This window comes from Solitalea longa, assembly GCF_002920915.1.
GTDB classification, from domain to species: Bacteria; Bacteroidota; Bacteroidia; order Sphingobacteriales; family Sphingobacteriaceae; genus Solitalea; species Solitalea longa.
Genome location: NZ_PQVF01000004.1, coordinates 1 through 21090, shown reverse-complemented (window position 1 = coordinate 21090; position 21090 = coordinate 1). Strand labels below are relative to the sequence as shown.

The window sequence follows — 21090 nt, the reverse complement described above, 5'->3', positions numbered from 1 at the left end:
GTTTAAAATTAAAGCAGATTTTATTGCTCACGGCTTAATTGCGCTCTTATGATTTTTTCGGCTGTAAATTGTATTCAACAGGAACTTGACAATTATTTGAACGGTTTTACGGTAACGGTTGATGTAGGTAATATCAGCGAGCTAGTTAACAATATTGCCGATGCCAACGCTGATATTATTATATCGGTGATCAATATCGAAGAAAACCGTATTTCACGTGATCCCGATTATTTCAAGCGAAGGGATAATGATATTTTTCTTAAAAATCCTGCGCTACATCTGCATCTTACCTTACTATTCACTTCTTTAAAACCGTCAAATGCCTATGGCAAATCGCTTGAAAACCTGCAGCATGTAATTGAATTCTTTCAGAAAAAATATGTTTTTGACCATGCTAACACACCCACACTCGATTCAAAAATTGAAAAGCTGATTGCCGAGATGGTTACACTCAATTTACAGCAACTAAACGAAATATGGTCGGTGTTGGGCAGCAAGTATTATCCATCAGTTGTGTACCGTGTGCGAATGGTTACGATCGATCATGAGACAGAGGATGGTGGTAACCTGGTAAAAGAAATAGAAACTAAATATTTCATGAAATGAAACTGGTAGAAACAGTACGAACCATCTATAAGGAACTGTTTATTCTAAACATTTCACATTCTGGGTATTCGGCAAATGGCACCGTGCAACTTGCAGATGAGCTTCAGATAATACCGGATTCACAAACCCGTATTCACTTTAATAACTATACAATGAGTAGTCGCTTTATAAACAATCAACTCATTTGTTTTATGCGCTGCAACTTATTTGCTCCACCGGCAACTGATCCCAAGATACCGTTCCTCCCCTTTGATGATGAAACTAGGTTACGTTTCTATATAACAGGAAACACCAGTTTTTTAAGAAAAACCGATATCGCGGTAACAGGTGCAAAGCAGTTATACTATTTCAGTAATCGCTTTAACGCCGCTTCCGGAATGTTTATTAGTAATACTGCCGGAGATATAAATAACAGCGACTTGAGGAGCGTCTCCTTATTGGCACCCGAACAAGCGTGCCTTGCTATAGTGGACGTGTTTAGCAGTGGGGCGGTAAATGCCAACTATGAATTATTTACCGGTGCTGCTCATCAATTGAAGAGCCCAGAATATAAAATTCAGTTTAAAAGTAAAATTTAAAGAATTAATACGCTTTTATAAACTATAAATCCTATGTCACAAATCAATGAAACCGCCATTCGGACTCCAGGTGTTTACACCACCGAGATTCCTTTATTCCCGCCTTCAGTGGCACAAGTTGCTACGGCTGTGCCAGCGTTTATTGGTCATACTGAAATTGCCACACGTGATGGGGAAAGTTTAACCAACAAGGCGGTGCAAATTAAATCGTTGGTAGAGTTTGAACGTTATTTCGGAAAAGGTCCGCAATTAAATATCACACATGTTGATCTGGATGTAAACAACAATGTAACTCATGTGGACATGACTACCGATTATTTGCTATACGACAGTATCAGAATGTTTTATTTAAATGGAGGAGGGAAGTCTTACATAATTTCTATAGGCGATTATAAAACGCCTTTGAGTCGTGCAAAATTTGAAACGGCCATTAGTGGACCGCTGAAAAAAGAAGATGAGCCCACTTTAATCCTCTTTCCCGATGCGGTAAAACTGGCCGACACTGATCTGTATTTTCTGCAAAACATGGCACTTAAACAATGCTATGACCTGCAGGACCGCTTTACTATTTGTGACCTAACCCCATCAAAAACAGATACTGAATGGGCCAATTCGGTTACCGGATTCAGGAATAATATCGATTTGATTTCCATGAATTATGGTGCAGCCTATACACCTTATCTGCGAAGTAATTTATCGAAAAATGTAACCTATCGAGCCCTGGCGAGTGCTTTGTTTAAATTCGGCACCAATATAAGTCTCAGTTCTTTAGTTCCAACTGCCGATATTAAAACCAAGGACTTAATAGCCAGCCTCGAAAAGAGTATTGCCGATAATGACTTCATAAAATCAAAAATAAGCGATACTATTTTAGATGATTACAATGCAAAAGTGCAAGTGTTTAAGCAAAAAGTGGGTATTGCGGTTCCAGTACCTGCAGATGTAAAAGCCGCCTTTAAAGATCTGTATGTATACCTTTACAGTAAAGCCGATACCATTTTAGATGACCTTGCCACTAATAGTGGTAATGTTCTTAATGCAACAATTCCACCAGTTCCACCATCAACTGATCCTACCATTTTTGTACTCGATACGGTTAGAAAAGTATTGGCCGATAGTCTACGGAGCCGCATGAAGACCCTTAATAGCTACAATAAAGCTCATAAAGCATTAACTGATGTGGATGACAAGCTTTACAATCCAAAAGCTAATTGGACCGCTACAGGATGGGTTGATGCAGGAATAAATGTGATGGATGATGCAAATGTGGTTTTCGACGATACCATCTATCCAAATAAACCTATTCCCGCTGCCGATCCAGATAAGGAAAAGAAGTTTCAGGAAAATATGATCGCGGCTGAGCCAAAGATCTCTCAAATAATGAAAGACCTCTTCGACTCACTATCATTTATTAAAACGGCAGCCGCTTTTATAGAAAATGGTTTTGAACGATTACTTTATGATACATTTTCGTTGTATCGCTCAATCAATCAAAAAATAGCTTCAACTGCAACCGAGCTTCCTCCAAGCGGCGCAATTGCTGGTATTTATGCATTCATTGACGCCACCCGTGGAGTATGGAAAGCACCTGCCAATGTTAACATTCAGGGAGTTGAATCGCTTTCTTACACCATTGATAATACCGACAATGATGATCTGAATATAAGCGATACCGGTAAATCCATCAATGCAATAAGGTTCTTCACCGGAAAAGGAACATTGGTTTGGGGAGCCAGAACTATTGATGGTAACAGTAACGAATGGCGTTACGTACCTGTTCGACGTTTGTTCATCACCATTGAAGAATCAGCCAAAAAAGCTACCATTCCATTTGTATTTGAACCCAATGATGCCAATACCTGGGTAAAAGTAAGGGCAATGCTCGAAAACTATTTAACACTTCAGTGGCGCGCAGGAGCATTGGCAGGTCCAAAACCTGAATATGCATTTTTTGTAAAATGCGGATTGGGTCAAACAATGACCTCTCAGGATATTTTAGAAGGGAGATTGATCGTGGAGATAGGCCTGGCCGCCGTTCGTCCAGCCGAATTTATCATTCTTCGCTTTTCACATTTAATGCAAAAAGCCTAACAACTAACATAAAACACTATAGCTATGGCACAATACCCAGTTCCAAAGTTTCACTTTCAGGTAGAGTGGGGCGGTGCGAAAATTGGTTTCACCGAAGTAACCGGTTTAGAGGTTTCTACCGAAGTAATTGAATACCGCGATGGCGCAAGCCCTGAATACCATAAAATAAAAATGCCCGGCATGCAAAAGTTCAGCAATATCACCATGAAACGAGGCACGTTTAAAGGCGACAATGACTTTTACAATTGGTGGAACACTGTGGCACTCAATACTATTGAACGACGCAATGTGATTGTTTCGCTGCTCAACGAAAGTCATGAGCCGGTGGTGGTTTGGAAGATTAAAAATGCATGGCCCGTAAAAGTACAATCGACTGATTTAAAGGCCGACGGTAACGAAGTTGCCATTGAGACTATTGAGCTGGCGCACGAAGGGTTAACCATTCAAAATGAGGCCTGATGAGCACATATCCACCGGTAGGTTTCCATTTTATAGTATCGTTTATGCTTATCGATCAGGGAGCGGACTCACGCTTTCAGGAAGTTAGCGGGCTCGATGCTGAAATTGAGATGGAATCATTTGTGGAAGGCGGCCAAAACCGGTTTACCTGGCAAGTACCAAAAAGAGCTCGGTATTCAGACATTACTCTTAAACGAGGCATGTTTACTAATACTTTGCTGATCCTTTGGTTTAGAAACGCTTTGGAAAATTTTGTTTTCGAGCCCATCAATCTCACGATCTCTCTGCTTAATGAAGAACACGCACCATTGCAAACTTGGTTTGTAGTAAATGCCATACCTAAAAAATGGTCGATTTCGGGATTTAATGCCCAGGAAAATTCAATAGTTGTAGAGTCGGTAACGCTGAGTTATCAATATTTCCATATCATCAGTTAAAATTAAAATTATGCCTATAGAAATTAAAGAACTGCATATAAAGGCAGTTGTGAGTGGCAAAGAGTCCGAAAGTAATCGACCTGCGGTTTTAAGCCAGGATGATATTAACAAATTGAAGAAAGATATTACAAAAGATGTAACTGATAGGGTTATTCGATTTTTACGGCAAAAAGCTGAACGATAATGGCATCGATATTTGGACAAATAGAGAAGTTATACTTTCAGGCTTATAAAGATCCTGATTTAAATGAACCTGTGGGTGATAAGTTTTATGCGCTAATCAATCCTGAAACTTATACCTACAAGTATAGGGTTGACTTTTGCGATACACAGGCTTCAGGCACTTCCGGCGTTGCCCTGAAGTTTAATAAAATGCCACCGCAGGATTTCAATTTTGATTTTTTGTTTGATGGAACGGGAGCGTTTAAAGATACAGCAGTGCCTGCAGTGCCTGGTCTTGCTTTATTTAATGGAAGCATTGCTGATCAGATTGACGATTTTAGAAAACGGGTATTCGAATATAATGGCGAAAAACATCGGCCCAACTATCTCAAAATTATTTGGGGAACACTTTTGTTCAAGGGTGTTTTGATAGCGTTAGACATTGAATTCAAATTATTTAAACCTGACGGAACACCTCTTCGCGCTATTGCAAAATGCACTTTTAAAGGTACGGTAACTGAAGAATTAAGAGTAGCCAAGGAAAACTCCCAAAGTCCGGATATAACACACGAACGAACCATTACCGCCAGCGACCGGCTCTCATTAATGACCTTCAAAATTTATAATAATCAGAACTTCTATACGGATGTGGCCGACTTTAACCGGCTGGATGGATTTAGAAAGGTGAAACCTGGAGTGAATGTTTTATTTCCACCTATTGATTAACAACTATGCCTGAAGATACTAACACGGTTTTACTCCAAGAGAAAATGGATGTTGTCTCCCTGCTTATTAAGGTTGCAGGGGAAGAAATATCACGTGAATACCATGTAAAATCGCTTTCTATTAAGCATGAGATCAATAAAATACCTACCGCAAATCTTTCTATAATTGACGGGGAAGCAAGCAGGCAAGATTTCCCAATAAATAGCAGCGGGCAGTTTGTCCCTGGGAAAACAATTGAAATTGAACTAGGGTATTTCCGAAATGGGCATTCTCCTGAAGACAAGTTCTTATTCTCCGGAATTATAGTGACCAATACCAACGCGGTAAACAATCATTGTTGTGAGCTGAATGTGGAATGCAAATCTGAAGCAATAAAAATGACTGTAAACCGCGGTAATGCGCATTTCAAAAAACAAATAACAGCTTCTGAAATTGCAGAGCAATTGATAAACAAACACAGTTTAAAGATTGAAAACATTGCTTCAGCCACAATTCGTCACGAACAGCTTGTGCAGTCAAATATTTCAGATTGGGACTTTATGATCGGTCGTATTGATGTGGTAGGAATGATTTGCGTGATCACAAGTCTGGGTATCAATATAAAGGCGCTCCAAATAAATAATCCTCCTGCCAATGACTCTGGCCAAATGCTAAAGTTGGTGCATGGTAAAAATATACTTGATTTTACTGCCGATAAGGATTCGCGCATCAGAAATAATGAAGTGAGAACCTTGAGCTGGGACTTTAGAGAGCAAAGGGTAAGTGAATCGAGCACTGACGAAACAATTGTAGAGGAAGCGGATGATGATAGTCAACATGTTTCCTCTGGATTTGAAATGAGGTCGTCGGCATTTTTCACACAGGAAGAACAGGATGCAATTACCCGAACCCGGAAGATAAAACAAGACCTATCGGGAATTAAAGGCAAAGTGAAATTCATTGCGAGAACAGATATTACCCTTGTACCGGGAGACTTTGTGGAGATAAGAGGCGTTGGAAAAAGCTTTGAAGGTTATCATTTTGTTTCGGCTGTGGAACAAGAATATAGCGATGGTTGCTGGATAACAGAGGCCACTTTGGGTTGGGATGAGCAGTTTTTTACCGAACAAACTAATCCTCAGCATCCGGCTTCATCCACTGGCCAATCGTCATCCATCCAGGGATTGCAAATTGGTAAGGTTACCAATATCGAAGACAGCGAAGGAGAGTATCGGGTTCAATTGAGGCTACCTATGGTTGATGAAAATCAGGACGGCATACATGCGCGAGTAGCCACACTAGATGCCGGTAATAACCGGGGTACTTTTTTCAGGCCAGAAATAGATGATGAGGTAATTGTAGGTTTTATAAATGACGACCCGTCTAACCCCGTGATACTAGGCATGCTGCACAGTAGCGCCCTACCTGCGCCCCTTGAACCAAGCCGCGACAATAATGAAAAGGGTTATGTTTCAAGGTCGGAAATAAAGCTGTTGTTTGATGATGACAAGAAAAGCGTAACCATTAAAACACCCGGCGGAAGAGTGTTTGAAATGAATGATGATACAGGCACTATTACGGTAAAAAATGACAATGGTGATAAAATAGTAATTGAAGATGGGAAGATCACCCTTGAATCGACAAATGATATAAACATTAAAGCAGGAGGAAACCTTTCTGTGCAGGCAAATAATATTTCAATAAAAGCAGATAGTAACCTTCAGGCACAAGGTGGTTCAGCTGTAAAAGTGGAGGGCGGGGGAACTACCGAGATTAAGGGTTCAATTGTTAAAATAAACTGATGAGCATATGTCGATGGCAGCACGAATAACTGATATGCATGTTTGTCCCTTGGTAAGTGGCACTGTACCCCATGTTGGAGGGCCAATAATGGACGCAGGGGAACCCACGGTACTTATTGCCGGTTTGCCGGCTGCCACGGTTGGCAATATTTGCATTTGTGTTGGCCCTCCTGATAGTATTGCGATGGGCTCTACAACAGTGCTTATCGGTGGAAAACCTGCAGTGCGAATGGGAGACACAACTGCACACGGAGGAACAATAGTGGGCGGCTGCCCGACAGTTTTAATTGGAGGATAAATAATGAGCATTAAAACATCTTTCCTTGGAACCGGCTGGGGATTTCCACCTAAGTTCGATAAAAAAACTGCCTCTGTAGTGATGATAAGCAATGAAGAGGATATTAATAGCAGCCTGGAGATATTGCTTTCAACACGTCCTGGAGAACGGGTAATGCAACCTACCTATGGTTGTAACCTCGATGAGCTATTATTCGAACCATTAACAACCACTTTTAAAACCTATATAAAAGACCTGGTGGCTACGGCCATCTTATATTTCGAACCACGCATTGATGTAAACCGCATTGAGCTCGACGATTCTCAAGAGTTGGAAGGAAAGGTGTTGATCATTGTTGAATACACGATCCGCTCAACTAATTCGAGATTGAATTTTGTGTATCCGTATTATATAAAAGAAGGAACAGAGGTTAAAAAGTAAAGTATAGAAATAATGGCCTGTAACGATAAAAATCCATTATTGAGAGAAGGCACCAGCCTTTTAAACCGAATGCTGGATGCGTTGGCAACCTCTTTTGTCAAGCCCGATGAAAGACAGGAGGCTGATCTTCTGCTTTTCCTTCGTCGCTATTCCACTTATTTAAATTACTACGATTCATCCCTTACCGTTGCGGATGACAACTGGGAACCTTTTATGAAAATGGACATTAGCGTAACGCTGGCGGTGCTCATGCGTTTAGACGCAGCAAAATGTTCCGATTATAAAAAACTTCTCTATAAAAGAATTGAATTAAGCGATACCGATATAAAGGCACAACAACAATTTACCTATGTTTTCGATCTTACCTTTTCACTTTTACGCCTCGTTTCGGAGCAGTATCATTTACTACCTGATTCCTTTGAGTTAAAGCAGCAATTAGAAGCGACCATTAAAACCAAGATTCTTTTACCTGCTGTCAATCTCAAAAAATTATATGACGATTTTGAAATCGAAGGTTTAATACCAAACTCATTAACTACTGATAGTGAATCACCTATACAAACTAAATTAAGTAGTTTGTTTAAGTTAACGGATCTTGGTGCAAACTGGATTTTGCCGGCTCCTGTTTTGGGATTAAGCCTTCCGGTAAGTTTGCCCGACATCAAAAGTAAGATCGTTTACATTATTAACCATAACTTTTTCACTGCCCAGGTTGAAGCCTTGTTGAAGGCTATTTCAACACTTGCTGAAAAAGCGGCTAACCTTTTTTCCATTACACTTGAGGATTATTCAAGCCATACTCCGCATTATGCACTTATAATTGCTTTTGTAAAGCTGTTTACTACTGCGCAAAATGAACTTAACAAATACACCCAACGTCACCTCGATTTTTATTATAAAGAAGTTCTTCAGCTTACCAATAAAAAAGCCATCGCCGATTCGGTGCATTTACTGTTTGAACTTCAAAAGCCAATACCTGACCGGTTAATAAAACAAGGCACTTTATTCAAGGGTGGAAAGGATAAGCTAAGCGGAAAAGATTTGAATTACTCATTGGATCAGGATGTGGTGTTGAACAAGGCAACAGTAGAAAAGATCCAATCGATACAGTTTCTGCAAAAAACTAAAGAGACACTGGCTTCTGCACCAATAGCGGTTTCGGAAGATGGACAAGGTGCTAAACTTAGCTCAGCAGATAAAAGTTGGTTTACTTTCGGAAACCCTGATTTGTTGGTAAATGCTCAAACTGGCTTTGCCATTGCTTCCAACCTCCTTTTCCTTAACGAAGGTATCCGTATTATCACTATAACTGTAAGTTTTGCCACAGGCACCACGACCTTTGCCGAGGCTTCAACTTTACCTCACACTGATTTTTTCACTGCAAGATTAACAGGTATTAAAGGATGGGTTGATGTACAAGTTCAATCTATTGGAAATACCATTGGTGATCAACTAACTTTTACGATCACGCTGAACCCCAATGATCCGGCAATTGTTCCATATTCCGAAAGTATCCATAAAGAGAATATTGAGACTGACTTGCCTTTATTAAAGATCTTTCTGAACCAATCATCCCCATTTTCATATTCATATACCACTCTTAGTGCCGACAGGGTACATTCGGTATCCATTACTGTAGAAGCCAATGGCATTAAAAATCTTGAGCTTTCAAACGATACAGGAACCATTGATGCCTCAAAACCTTTTAAGCCTTTTGGGGAGTTTCCTGATGCTAATTCGTCTTTTTATATTGGAAGCAAGGAGATCTTTCAAAAGAATATTACTGAACTGGCTTTTGTGTTTGGCAATAAAATAGATTATACCGAAGAGATCCAGTATTTAAGTCAAGCCAAATGGGTGGCTATTAATGGCAGTACCATAGGAACCAATGCTTTTTCAATTAATGGAAGTTTTGTGGTTGCTGCTAAAGATTTTGGACCTAATGAAGCCATAAAACCAACTACTGTAGAAGGATTTATCCGACTGAAATTGGGAGTTGAGACTTATTCCCGGACAAGCTACTTAACCAATGTTAAAAATCAGATCAATAATACAACTATCAGTAAAACCAGCAGCAGTACACCCACCTATAAGATCACTACTGGAGAAATAGCTTCTCCATCGGAACTATCACTATCTGATTTTTCAATAAATTATAAAGCTGCAGCCTCTATTCCCCTTACATCGGTGAATACTTCAGCCAATAACAAATTCCTTCATTTAACGCCTTTTGGTTATTACGAGGTTTATTTTAATAGTGAAGTTCCTTCTGCAAAGATCACAATTGTTCAGGAGATCACTAATGATGGCGAATTGTATATCGGTTTAAATAATACTGAACCTGAACAGGTGGTAACTATTTTATTGCAGGTTTCGGATGGATCTTCAAATCCCCTAAAAAATGAAGAAGAAGTAACCTGGTACTATTTGGCAAAGGGAAATACTTGGCTGGAGTTTGAAACTAAAGACCTGGTTGATCTAACGCATAACCTTACTCAATCGGGTATTTTAACAGTTACGCTTCAACCCGATATAAGTAATTTGAATACAGCTTTACAGAAAGGGCTTTACTGGATAAAGGCTGCGGTAAAACAAAACCCTGATGCGGTTTGCAAACTGATAACGGTACAAGCTCAAGCCGCGCGAGTGACGCTGGTGCAAGACGAAGCAACAGGAATTGAATTTACACAAACGCTTCCCGCAACTACCATTTCAAAGCCGGCAGCAACGATTGTCGAGGTTAAAAGTATTAGTCAGCCTTTTGAGTCATTTAATGGCAGGGCCAACGAAACTGATGAGCACTTTTATTTGAGGGTGAGTGAACGGCTACGCCATAAACAGCGTGGTATAACGGTTTGGGACTATGAACACATCATTCTGGAACAGTTCCCGCAAATAAGCAAGGCAAGATGTATTAACCATGCAGGGTTTTATCCTGCCGGTGATGGAAGCGAGATCTTCTGCGAAAATTACCCCGGACATGTTACCATTATTACTATTCCCGATTTTAGAAATAAAACAGGCATCGATCCTTTAAAACCTTATACTCCAATTGGAACATTGGTAAATATTGATGCTTTCCTGCGTACGATTATCTCTCCGTTTGTAAAACTGCATGTTAAAAACCCGCAGTTTGAAGAGGTGCAGTTTGAGTTTTCGGTAACTTTTCATGAACATCTTGATGAAGCTTTTTACGGCCAATTACTGAATGTGGAAATTGAAAAACACCTCAGTCCCTGGGCATTTGATACTAATGGCCAGCTTTCATTTGGAGGAAAGATCATTAAATCAGCAGTATTAAATTTTATTGAAGAACGACCCTATGTTGATTTTGTAACCTGTTTTAAAATGCATCATATTATTAAACGGAATGGTGCCACACATATAACCGAAAAAAGAGATGTGGAAGAAGCGACTCCTTCCACAGCAAGGTCATTGCTTGTTTCTTATGCAAATGAGATTACCAAAGAAAAACATTTGATCAATTCACCTGCCACCTGCACATGCTGATGGAAGAAAAAACTACCATACCAAAAAACAGGCAACTTCCGCAAGCCATGGATTATGAGTTTTTGCGGAAAGAAGGGTTACGGCATATTGAAAATCTAGCCAGTGATTTATGGACAGATTTTAATGTTCATGACCCGGGAATAACCATTTTAGAGGCCCTTTGTTATGCGATCACTGAGTTGGGTTACAGGGCAGGGTTTGACATGAAGGATTTACTAACGGGCGATGATGGTAATTTGGTTGGCGGACAAACATTTTTTACAGCAAATCAAATTCTTACGATCAATCCGCTTACCATTAATGATTACCGCAAGCTGTTGGTTGATTTGCAAGGGGTGGAAAACGCCTGGCTCATTGCCAATGAGGTAAATGTGGTGGATGGCAAAAATACCGCAGTTAATGAGGTTCCTATTTATGCCGATTGTGAAAATGACTTCTTGACCTTAGTTCCAAATCTCCAACCATTGTTTCTTTCGGGTTTATATAGAGTATTGATTTCACTCGAATCAGATGATCGCTTTGGCGATTTAAATGATGGAGACATTGTAATTGGAAACCCTGAACTGGCAGGAATATATGTTGACAGTGAATTTTTCTTTTCTATTGAATTGGAGGCTTGGAAAAATGCTGATTTTAATTTTGCTACTGTAGCCAGCGATGAAACTAAAATTCAAACAGCAATACTAACAGCAAGCAATAATGGCTGGCGTTGCGATTTAACTGTTTCAGGAATAGCAAACCCTAAATCTTTTAATGTTTCGATCTCCAAACAACCTGCATCAGGAAAAGTAAATGATACTAATGCTCAAGCTATTTTTGGCAATAAAACCTGGATCGCCGAAATTTTTAAACAGTATCTGGGAAAAATCAAACTTTCCCAAAGCTTAGTAAAAAGTGCTATTAAAACTCTTAATGAGCACCGTAACCTATGTGAAGACTTTTTAGAACTTACCACTGCCGATACCGATCAAATAGCTTTTTGTTTTGATGTTGACGTTAAACCGAATGCCGATATAGAGAAAGTACAGGCCGAAATATTCTTCGAAATAGAAAACTACCTGAATCCACCAATATTATTTTATTCATTAAAAGAGCTTTTGGAGAAAAAGGTCCCGGTGGATGAAATATTTAACGGACCTATTCTTCAGCATGGTTTTATTGATACCGTTCAACTCGAATCAACCAATTTAAAAACTGAATTACATGCCTCGGATATTATTAACCTGTTGATGAACATAGAGGGTATAGTGGCGATCCGTAATTTCCAGATGACCAAATACAAAGAAAATGGAGAGGTTGATCCGGCATACAAAAACCTTAAATGGTGCATGCCTATTAAACCGCTGCATAAACCTGCATTTCGCACTGATAAGTCGAAGATCCTTTTGTTTAAGGATGGATTCCCATTTATAGCAAGGTATGACGAGGTGAAAGATACCGTACAATTAATGCATGCTATTCGCTCGAGGAATAAACTTAATGGTTTACAAGATGATTTGCCTGTTCCAAAGGGTGCAAAAAGAGACACTGAAAGCTTTTGGCCGGTTCAATATGATTTTCCGCTGGTATACGGTATAGGAGAAGCGGGATTGCCTGCGGATGTTACCGACCAACGAAGGATCCAACAACGACAACTCAAATCGTATCTATTATTCTATGAACAACTATTGGCCGATTTTTTTTCGCAACTAACCCATGCACATGAACTATTTTCAACCAACAAGCTAACTCATACATACTTTGCTCAATTTCTGTCCAACATAAAAGATACCGAAACATTGTATGCACCTGATTTAGCCACGGCAATACTCAACAATGCCATTTCAAGTCCCGATTCAACAACCGCGGTTCAAAATGAATGGCAAAAGTTATATGAGCCAAAATCGGTTTTCGAAGAACGCAGGGGTAGGTTCCTGGATCATTTGTTAGCTCGATTTGCTGAATCTTTTAATGACTATGCCTTGTTGATGTACACCATCAACTATGAAGATCAATCCGAAGAAAAAATAAGCTTTGATGAGGTTTCAGCAGCCAAAATGCAAACCCTTAAGCAATATGATGATATAAGCAGTAACCGGGGCAAGGCGTTCAATTATTACCCGCAAACCACCCAAGTTGTAGACAACATAACAGAATACCTACTGGATACTACAAAGCTTTGGGACACGGATAATGTTTCGGGCTTGGAAAAACGCATTTGTGCATTAACAGGAATCAAAGACTTTACCCGCCGGTTTTTGTACTGCATTAAGAACATTGAAGTGATCTGTACCGAAAGGGAGGTAACAGAAAACGGCAATAAACTGCTTAAATGCTTCCATAGTTTTAGGGTAACCTCGCTGAATGGAATCAACCTAATTTCTAAAGACTATGAAGACAAAACGGAGGCAGAGGCCGCTGTAAAAGACCTGATAGAAACGGGAAAAGATGCAGCCAATTACTCAGTGATAAATGATGGAAAGTTCAAGATAAAATTTAAAGATGTACTCACAGGAACCAATGAATACGATACAGAAGATGAAGCCAATGCAGCGATCAATGAAATTGCACTGGAGTTTGAAGGCATCTGTAACGATCCGGAAGGGCTTCACCTGATCGAGCATATTTTACTCCGACCACGCACCAATGCCTTTAACCTGATGCAGGTTTGTTTGCACGATTGCGACTGCCTTTGTGAAATCGATCCTTATACGTTCAGGGCTTCGGTAGTGCTACCATACTGGCCAGGTCATTTTGATAACATGGCTTTCCGTAAATATTTCGAGAATAAAATAAGGGAAGAAGCTCCAGCTCATATAATGCTGAAGATCTGCTGGCTCAATAACGACTTAATGCGTGAATTTGAGCTTCGATATAAAAAATGGATTGAAACACTTGCGGTTTATTCATTTGACAAAGTGGCTAACGAAGCTGATTTTATCATTGCCAATAACCGCATGATCGAAATTTTGAATAGTCTGCACAGTGAATATCCGCTGGCAACACTCCACAATTGTGATGAGAGCAAGGAGGGAAGCAATACAGTTGTACTTAATAAAACAGTTTTAGGAACATTTAAATCTTAATATTATGGGTATGCAAACCAGTTTTCCTGTATTTGACGCCGATCAGGTGCTTACCAACACGCATCTGAATGATTTGCGCAAATATCTCGATGAGCAAAACAGGTTAACCCGTGCAAAATTGATAGGGTGTGGTATTGTATGTGGGTTGGAGCTAGTTGTCAGTTCATCATCTATAAAAATATCGAAGGGTTGTGGCTTAACATCGCAAGGTTTTTTGATCCCTCTTTGCGACAGCGAATACACACATGTTATTCCTTATACAGCTCCGGAATTTCCTGAAGACTTTGACCTGATCTCCCAATGTGACAGTTCTGCAACAGGCTCGGTGCCATTCTATAAACCCGATTTTACTGAACCAATGCAGCAGCTACTTACCGCAGCCCAATTAGAAGCGCTAAGTTCAGATGTTAAAGCTACAGCCGTAACACTGTCATCAATGACCAATGCAACACTGAGTGAATTGGCCGTTGTTCTATTTTTAGAAGCTGAGCAATTAAAACTGAAGAATTGCGATACGAACGATTGCAACGACAAGGGTAGTCGCATGGATTTCGAACCAAAAGTATTACTTGTTAAAAAATCAGTTTTAGATAAAATAAATGCCAATTTCAATGGAAACATTGCCAAAAACCCGTTGCCACACCTCGAGCTAAAGCGATATAATGTTCCTGTAAAAAATGTACTGACTACCTCAGCTGTCTTGGCCGCTTTTGCCACCATCACCGATGATGTAACCATTGATAAAATTGACGAGGCCTTAAATAGCAGTTATACCAATTATAGTTTTCTGCTGAAAGAACCTACAGGAAACCCTTTTGGAGGTATAGGGAACACATTAAAATCAATAAGACAGAAAATAATTACCAATAATCCACTATTTATTCAGTATTTCTATGATTTTTTAGATGACCTGGTAAAAACTTATTACGAGTTTAGGGAAAAGGCCTATTATGTAAACAGTGAGTGCTGTACCGATGAAATGCGGTTTCCCCTTCATCTAATGCTTGGCGAAGCAACTGTGAGTACTTTACCTGGAAAACAATCTGCTTATCGTGAGTTTTTCATTTACTCGCCACTATTCGATTCTCAAAATTATCGCCTTGGAGAAATACGTTTTCTTTTTACCAAGCTGAAATTACTTATACTCAATTTTGCACCTGATCTGCCGTCAGCATTTGAAAAGAGAACCATTAAAATAACACCTAGTTCGTTTGGAAAAACCTATTTAAGCCAAAGGTCAGTACCCTATTATTATGAGCTGAAACCTACCTCAACACAAGCATCATTACTTCAGTTTTGGAACTACAAAAAAACGGTTGAAGGTGAAGCTGATTTCAATTTAGGGTACAAAAGCAATGAATACGCTGATTCAACTAATACATTAGTAAGAGAACCATTACTATATGATATTGAGAGGTATAACTTCTTTAGAGTTGAAGGGCATTTAGGAAAACAAATAAACCCGGCACTAACCGGTGTTTTAGCAATTAAGCAGGAGTTTAACCTGCCGATGGAAGTAATTGCATTAAGCGCCGATTATATTGGGGCCATACTGCAGGGCAAAGAACCCAAATGTGTAATCCAGGATTTAGAATCGGACTACCGTCTGGTTATAGCCGAGTTTATGTGCAAACTGCATGATGCCTTTTGCAATATTTACCGTTTCGACTTTAAACCCAAATCCCGCGATTTGGCAGTGATAAAAGCAAAAGCAGATGCAGGTTTTCTTGCTGCTGCTGATGATGAAGAGGATGATAATGAAGTAAATGAATTGATTGGAAAGATTGATTTTGTGGGGTTAAATGTCAATCATCCAATTTTATCGCGCCTGGTAAGTGAATCACACCTTACCAAAATCTACCAAAAAGGAAGTTCATTGTTAAAGATCTGCGGAGTACGGAAAGGCAGCATTGGCGACATTTATCTTTCGAATATTGCAGACAATATCTTCACTAATCCTATTTCATTAGGAACCAAGATCAAAGCGGCAAGCCTCTATTTCCGCTTTTTCGAACTCATCGATAGCATTGAAAGCATGTTTAAAATATTGCTTACCAATGAGCTGTCGGAGCTAAACATGACGGAATTTAAAACAGCCTATAACAGGTATGAAAAAGCTGTAAAAAACCTTAACCGGCAGCTAAAAACTATTACCGATAAGGTTCAGGTATTTTTAAGCACCTGCATTGTTGAAATTTTAGAAGCGCTGAAAGATGAATACCGCCGACGGATGAACCAATATAAGCTTGCGCAAAAGTTCAATAATTACTTTAAAACACATGGAGGCGTTGAGCATAAGGCAGGTGTTACAAAGGGTGGAACGTTTATTTTGGTTTATTTTGAAGATACCCGAAACCGCCGATTTGATGTAAGCGCATTGTTTGTGAACAAAAACCTTGGGCGCTTAATGCTAGCCAAACATCCCGACCTGATAGACAGGGATGTTTCGGATGAAGAGATAAAAAAAGCAACGGATGAACTTCATTCGGCCGTAGAATTTAAATGCCCTGAACAATTCACGTTTATCACCAATACAGTAAAAGACTTTTTGGATGCCGATAAAAACATCCCTGCAGCATCGAGAGAAGCATTGCTGGCAGCATTACGCAAAGCACCCGAAAGAGCTGCATTTCCATTCCCTTCAGGTACGGTAATCGCCGATTTTTATGTTCCATATATCTGCTGTAGTGACTGTTCTCCGGTTTCTTATGTTTTACAGTCAGCAGAACCGGCACCTTTACGAGTTGCTGTTAGTGACCCATTATGTAATGAAAAAGGCACCGAATACACTGTAACGGTTGAAGTGGACGGAGGCACACCTCCATATACAATTACAGTAAATGGTAATCCTATAACCGGGCAAATCATAGTTTTGAAAAGTGGAAGCCCTGATGCTAAAGTAGGTGTAAAAGATGCTGAAGGTAAAACGGCCGATGCTGTTATCAAAAGCCATACCTGCAAGGTACCTTGTGATTTGCCATGTAACGGTAATTCAACAGCGTGTCATTATATTTTATGGATATCCAAACCGGTCAATAGGCTACCTATGGAGCCAAGAAAAGCTAGTTTAAACTTGGTTGACGAAAATCTAAAACAAACCAATATAGATTTAACTAATGAACTTGCTAGCACGCTTATACCTAGGAATAATTTAATTACACCCAATAATTTCGATGCTATTTTCAAAGAGCTTGTTGAACGGATAAACAAATTGATTCCAGCTCCGTTTGCTAACCCAATGCTTAGGTATGATGAAGAAAACCGCTTATTGATCATCGACAAATTTGATTGCCATGATTTTAAATTGAGCTTTGAAGTTCTTTTGGTTATAAACGACCAGCAACTTATTTTAACCATTTTATACGATAAAACCGGTGTTGCCATTTTAGATCAAACAGGAAAACTGCTATCCTTTGTTCCTCCTTTTGGTTGTATTCAATTGAATAAATGTACAGGTGAAAAGATCGATAAATGCGCCAATAAACCAGTAATAAAAGAACTAGTAGGAAATCAGGTTGAGTTTAATAAACCTGTATTTGAATTCAGCATTCAACCAGATTTTAATTCTTATTTCTGGTACTTCCAAAGTGGTTTACCATTGTATTCAACAAATGCCAAACCCCAAACCCAAATACAAGGAGGGGATCCTGTAGTGAGAGTAATCGGAATTACCAAGGAAGGCTGTTTTGCAGTGAGGGAAGAGAAAGTGAAGCTCAATATTATCGTTGGAGACAATAGAGACAATAAAAGAAAGCCGATAAAACCTAAAGGCAAAAATAAATGACCAAGAGCGATCATATCATCCAAAAGCAATTCATTGAGATTCAATTCAGTCCTATTGAAAATGCACTTGGTATGCAAAATCGTCTTACCGAAGTTTTCTATGAAAAACTGGAGCCCGCCATATCCGTATTATTTGATGAATGGGTAGGAAGCAATCGTTTTGCAAAAGTGGATGTCCTGGAAATTGACTGCGGAATAATAGATGAGAAAAACTGGGAATGGGAGCTTACGGAGCAAACCATCCGAAAGTTAAAAGAAAAGCTTAACGAACTCACAATTAAAGAAATAGACGTAGATAATGATGACCAATTGAATGCTGAGGAAGTTTTCTTTTTCTACTTAAAGAATGGATACCTGCCATGGAGCAGTCGCCATGTGGATGTTTCAGCTTTGGAGCCTTTGCTAAAAATTGACCAAAACTTTATTAAACGATTAAGCAATAAGGTTTCAAATCAAACCTATCAGATTGATCGATTGGGCAGACAATTTTCCGAATCTTTTATTATTGATGTTATTACTGAATTTATAAAGATGGATAAAGGAATTGAACCATTGAGATCAATAACTGGGCAATCGGAAGTAAATTTCATGAAGGTGCTAGATGAACATGAACGATTGAAATCTTCAGGTATTTTATTAAAACGACTTTTCCCGAATGATAATTTCAGTACGATCTTAAAAAAAGTGTTCCATTCCTCTATCACTAAAATTGAAAACACGAAGGAGCAGATCGACATAAAACCCAATCCCCATAAAGAAAAAGATAAGGAAGTTCTGTCAGAAGATATTTACATCAAAAATGCCGGTTTGGTCTTACTAAATCCCTTTATTCAGGAATTATTTAAAGAATTAAAGCTAACTGAGGACAAAGGCTGGATAAGTATTACCGAGCAACATAAAGCCGTAATGGTTTTAGAATACCTGGCTACCGGAAATGAACATTTTGAAGAGTTCAACTTGATGCTCAACAAAGTTTTATGTGGAATTTCAATAGAAGAAACGGTAGACACTCGTATTATTTTAAGTGATGAAGAAAAAAAAGAATGCGATGAATTATTGAAAATAGTGATACAACACTGGAGGGTTTTGAAAAATACAAGTTTTGGTGCCCTGCGGGAGACTTTTATACAACGGAACGGAAAACTGATTGAATCGAATGGAAATTGGCTTTTAATTATTGAACAACAAACCATTGATGTACTGATTGACAGCCTGCCATGGGGATTTGGAACTATTAAACTACCCTGGATGAAAGGAATACTCCACACCGAGTGGTGTTAAGATTAAATAATTTTAAAACATTAAACGCTCTCATATGCCTATTCTAAAAAAAGGAAGTCAAGGTGCCGCTGTAACGGAGTTACAAAATATTCTCCGTGAGCTCGATTATAATATACCCATTACTGGAGTATTTGATGCCGCTACCGAGAAAGCGGTGAAAAACTTCCAGGCAAGCCATTTGAATAAACATAATGAACCACTAGAGGTTGACGGAAAGGTAGGAGATATCACTCTTTGGGCATTGCAAAACCCAAGAAGCGTTGTTAAAGGTGGTGCCATTGATTATAAAACCATGCCCGATGCTTCATTTGGAGGCACAGCGATAGGTAGGAAAGCTTTAGAAATTGCAATAAATGAACTCAAATTGGGGGCAGGGGAAGAAGGAGGTAACAATAAGGGTCCATGGTGCAAGAAGTATCTTCAACCTGCGGGTTTAGGCGAAGGAAACAGCTGGTGTGCAGCATTTTTGAGCTGGTGTTTTTTACAGGCGGCCAATGGAAATAAAGCAGCAATGCCATTTAAATACACTGCCGGTGCCCGTAATATTTTCAATCAGTTTAAGCAAAAAGGCTGGTCATTTGACGGCAATGGACATCAGCTTGAACCCGGTGATATTGTGGCTTGGTGGCGGGTAAGTATGCCTTCTGGTTTAGGCCATATTGGTATTGTTCATCATTTTGAAGATGGATTTATTTATACACTCGAAGGTAATAAAGCGGCCAATGTGGCCGGATTCTCATATGTAAAAACAAGGATGGATAAGGTATTGGGTTATGGCAGGGTGAATTTGTAACCAAAACTAAATGTTATGCAAACTCATCTAACAGGCGTAGCAGAAAAATCAACAAGTAATGTTTCTAACAAGCAAAAAAACAAGTCATTTTTTGCTCCTGTTATGGTACAGCCTAAACTTTCGATAAGTCCGGTTGATGATGCTTATGAACATGAAGCCGATGCAACGGCTGAAAAAGTAACGCGGATGCCGAATCCTGAAGCAGCATCTTCAAATCAAACACTTCCTGTTATACAAAAAAAATGTGCCGCTTGCGAAGAGGAAGAAAAACTGCAGCTAATGGAAGCTGGGGAAGAAGCTGGTCAATCAGATCCTATTGCTGATATTCCGATCCAACGGAAATGTGCAGCATGTGAAGAGGAAGATCAACAACAACTTCAATTAAAGCCCAAAACAGCCGGATATTCAATTATTCAAATGAAGTGCAGCTCTTGTGAATCTGACGAAACTAACCAGGAGCCGGGGGCTTCCTTGCAGTTAAAACCTATTGTCGAAACATCAATTCAACGAACAGATTCAGCATACGCAGAAGAAGGAAAGATCAACCTGAAAGAGAATAATCAAGGTGGAACTCCGGTAGTATCTCCATTGGTAACTCAGGTATTAGCATCAAGTGGACAGCCAATAGATGAATCAGTGCGGAACTTTATGGAACCATGGTTCGGCTATGATTTCAGTAGTGTTCAAATCCATAACAACTCACTGGCTCATCAGTCATCATCAACTATAAATGCATTGGCTTATACCCACAAAAACCATATCGTTTTTGGAAACGGCCGCTATCAACCCCAAACTGTTGAAGGTAAGAAACTACTGGCGCATGAACTAACGCATGTAATACAACAGAACGCAGGCATTAGCGCAAAAAAAATTCTTCGAGCAAGGGCCCGGCAAGTGGAATGCGCACATGGACCATTTACTTCAAGCAGCGGAGCTGTTATTACTGATCCTGTTTCTTTTATAACAGAAACCGAAACCAGAGCCATTGAAATGATTGATGCAGCAATTGCTTCATTAATTCATACACGAACTTTAATTGCCGCAGGTGAGGAGCCTTTTTGGCCAACAATTGTTGATGCTCTTGGAAGAGCTTTAACCAA

The 21090-nt window shown here is 39.4% G+C and carries 16 protein-coding genes; all 16 read left to right on the top strand.

The annotated features are described in order from the left end of the window. Positions 1-48: 48 nt before the first annotated feature. The gene (locus C3K47_RS05905; RefSeq protein ID WP_103788204.1) at positions 49-606 is read left to right on the top strand and encodes a DUF4255 domain-containing protein; all 558 of its coding nucleotides are present in this window, start codon (positions 49-51) and stop codon (positions 604-606) included. Further along, positions 603-1184 (top strand): hypothetical protein, encoded by a 582-nt coding sequence (locus C3K47_RS05900; RefSeq protein ID WP_103788203.1) that lies wholly within the window; start codon positions 603-605, stop codon positions 1182-1184. Before C3K47_RS05905 ends, C3K47_RS05900 begins: the two co-directional genes overlap by 4 nt. Positions 1185-1217: 33 nt before the next feature. Beyond that, entirely contained in the window at positions 1218-3275 is a 2058-nt protein-coding gene (locus tag C3K47_RS19730) for a phage tail sheath family protein (protein ID WP_243392500.1), read from the top strand. Between the two features lie 24 nt (positions 3276-3299). After that, complete coding sequence (locus C3K47_RS05890; protein ID WP_103788202.1) at positions 3300-3734, top strand: phage tail protein; 435 nt, start codon at positions 3300-3302, stop codon at positions 3732-3734. Continuing rightward, the gene (locus tag C3K47_RS05885) at positions 3734-4171 is read left to right on the top strand and encodes a phage tail protein (RefSeq protein ID WP_103788201.1); all 438 of its coding nucleotides are present in this window, start codon (positions 3734-3736) and stop codon (positions 4169-4171) included. The genes C3K47_RS05890 and C3K47_RS05885 overlap by 1 nt, the downstream gene beginning before the upstream one ends. A 10-nt stretch (positions 4172-4181) precedes the next feature. Further along, complete coding sequence (locus tag C3K47_RS19460) at positions 4182-4355, top strand: DUF5908 family protein (protein ID WP_165784644.1); 174 nt, start codon at positions 4182-4184, stop codon at positions 4353-4355. Continuing rightward, entirely contained in the window at positions 4355-5059 is a 705-nt protein-coding gene (locus C3K47_RS05880; protein WP_103788200.1) for a CIS tube protein, read from the top strand. Before C3K47_RS19460 ends, C3K47_RS05880 begins: the two co-directional genes overlap by 1 nt. Positions 5060-5064: 5 nt before the next feature. Beyond that, entirely contained in the window at positions 5065-6840 is a 1776-nt protein-coding gene (gene vgrG, locus C3K47_RS05875) for a type VI secretion system tip protein VgrG (RefSeq protein ID WP_103788199.1), read from the top strand. Positions 6841-6853: 13 nt separating this feature from the next. Next, positions 6854-7138, top strand: coding sequence for a PAAR domain-containing protein (locus C3K47_RS05870; RefSeq protein ID WP_243392499.1), 285 nt, complete (start codon positions 6854-6856; stop codon positions 7136-7138). 3 nt (positions 7139-7141) lie between these two features. Continuing rightward, positions 7142-7558 carry a GPW/gp25 family protein gene (locus C3K47_RS05865; protein ID WP_103788197.1) on the top strand — a complete coding sequence of 139 codons (417 nt, stop codon included), beginning with the start codon at positions 7142-7144 and terminating at the stop codon, positions 7556-7558. 12 nt (positions 7559-7570) lie between these two features. Next, the gene (locus tag C3K47_RS05860; RefSeq protein ID WP_103788196.1) at positions 7571-11068 is read left to right on the top strand and encodes a hypothetical protein; all 3498 of its coding nucleotides are present in this window, start codon (positions 7571-7573) and stop codon (positions 11066-11068) included. Continuing rightward, entirely contained in the window at positions 11068-14133 is a 3066-nt protein-coding gene (locus C3K47_RS05855) for a hypothetical protein (protein WP_103788195.1), read from the top strand. Before C3K47_RS05860 ends, C3K47_RS05855 begins: the two co-directional genes overlap by 1 nt. A gap of 10 nt (positions 14134-14143) precedes the next feature. Next, a complete protein-coding gene (locus C3K47_RS05850; protein ID WP_133159337.1) occupies positions 14144-17917 on the top strand; it encodes a SprB repeat-containing protein in 3774 nt (1257 codons plus the stop codon). After that, entirely contained in the window at positions 17914-19197 is a 1284-nt protein-coding gene (locus C3K47_RS05845) for a contractile injection system tape measure protein (RefSeq protein WP_103788193.1), read from the top strand. Before C3K47_RS05850 ends, C3K47_RS05845 begins: the two co-directional genes overlap by 4 nt. A 34-nt stretch (positions 19198-19231) precedes the next feature. Next, entirely contained in the window at positions 19232-19990 is a 759-nt protein-coding gene (locus C3K47_RS05840) for a peptidoglycan-binding protein (RefSeq protein ID WP_103788192.1), read from the top strand. Positions 19991-20005: 15 nt separating this feature from the next. Continuing rightward, a partial coding sequence (locus tag C3K47_RS05835) for an eCIS core domain-containing protein (RefSeq protein ID WP_133159336.1) occupies positions 20006-21090 on the top strand: 1085 nt, incomplete at its 3' end.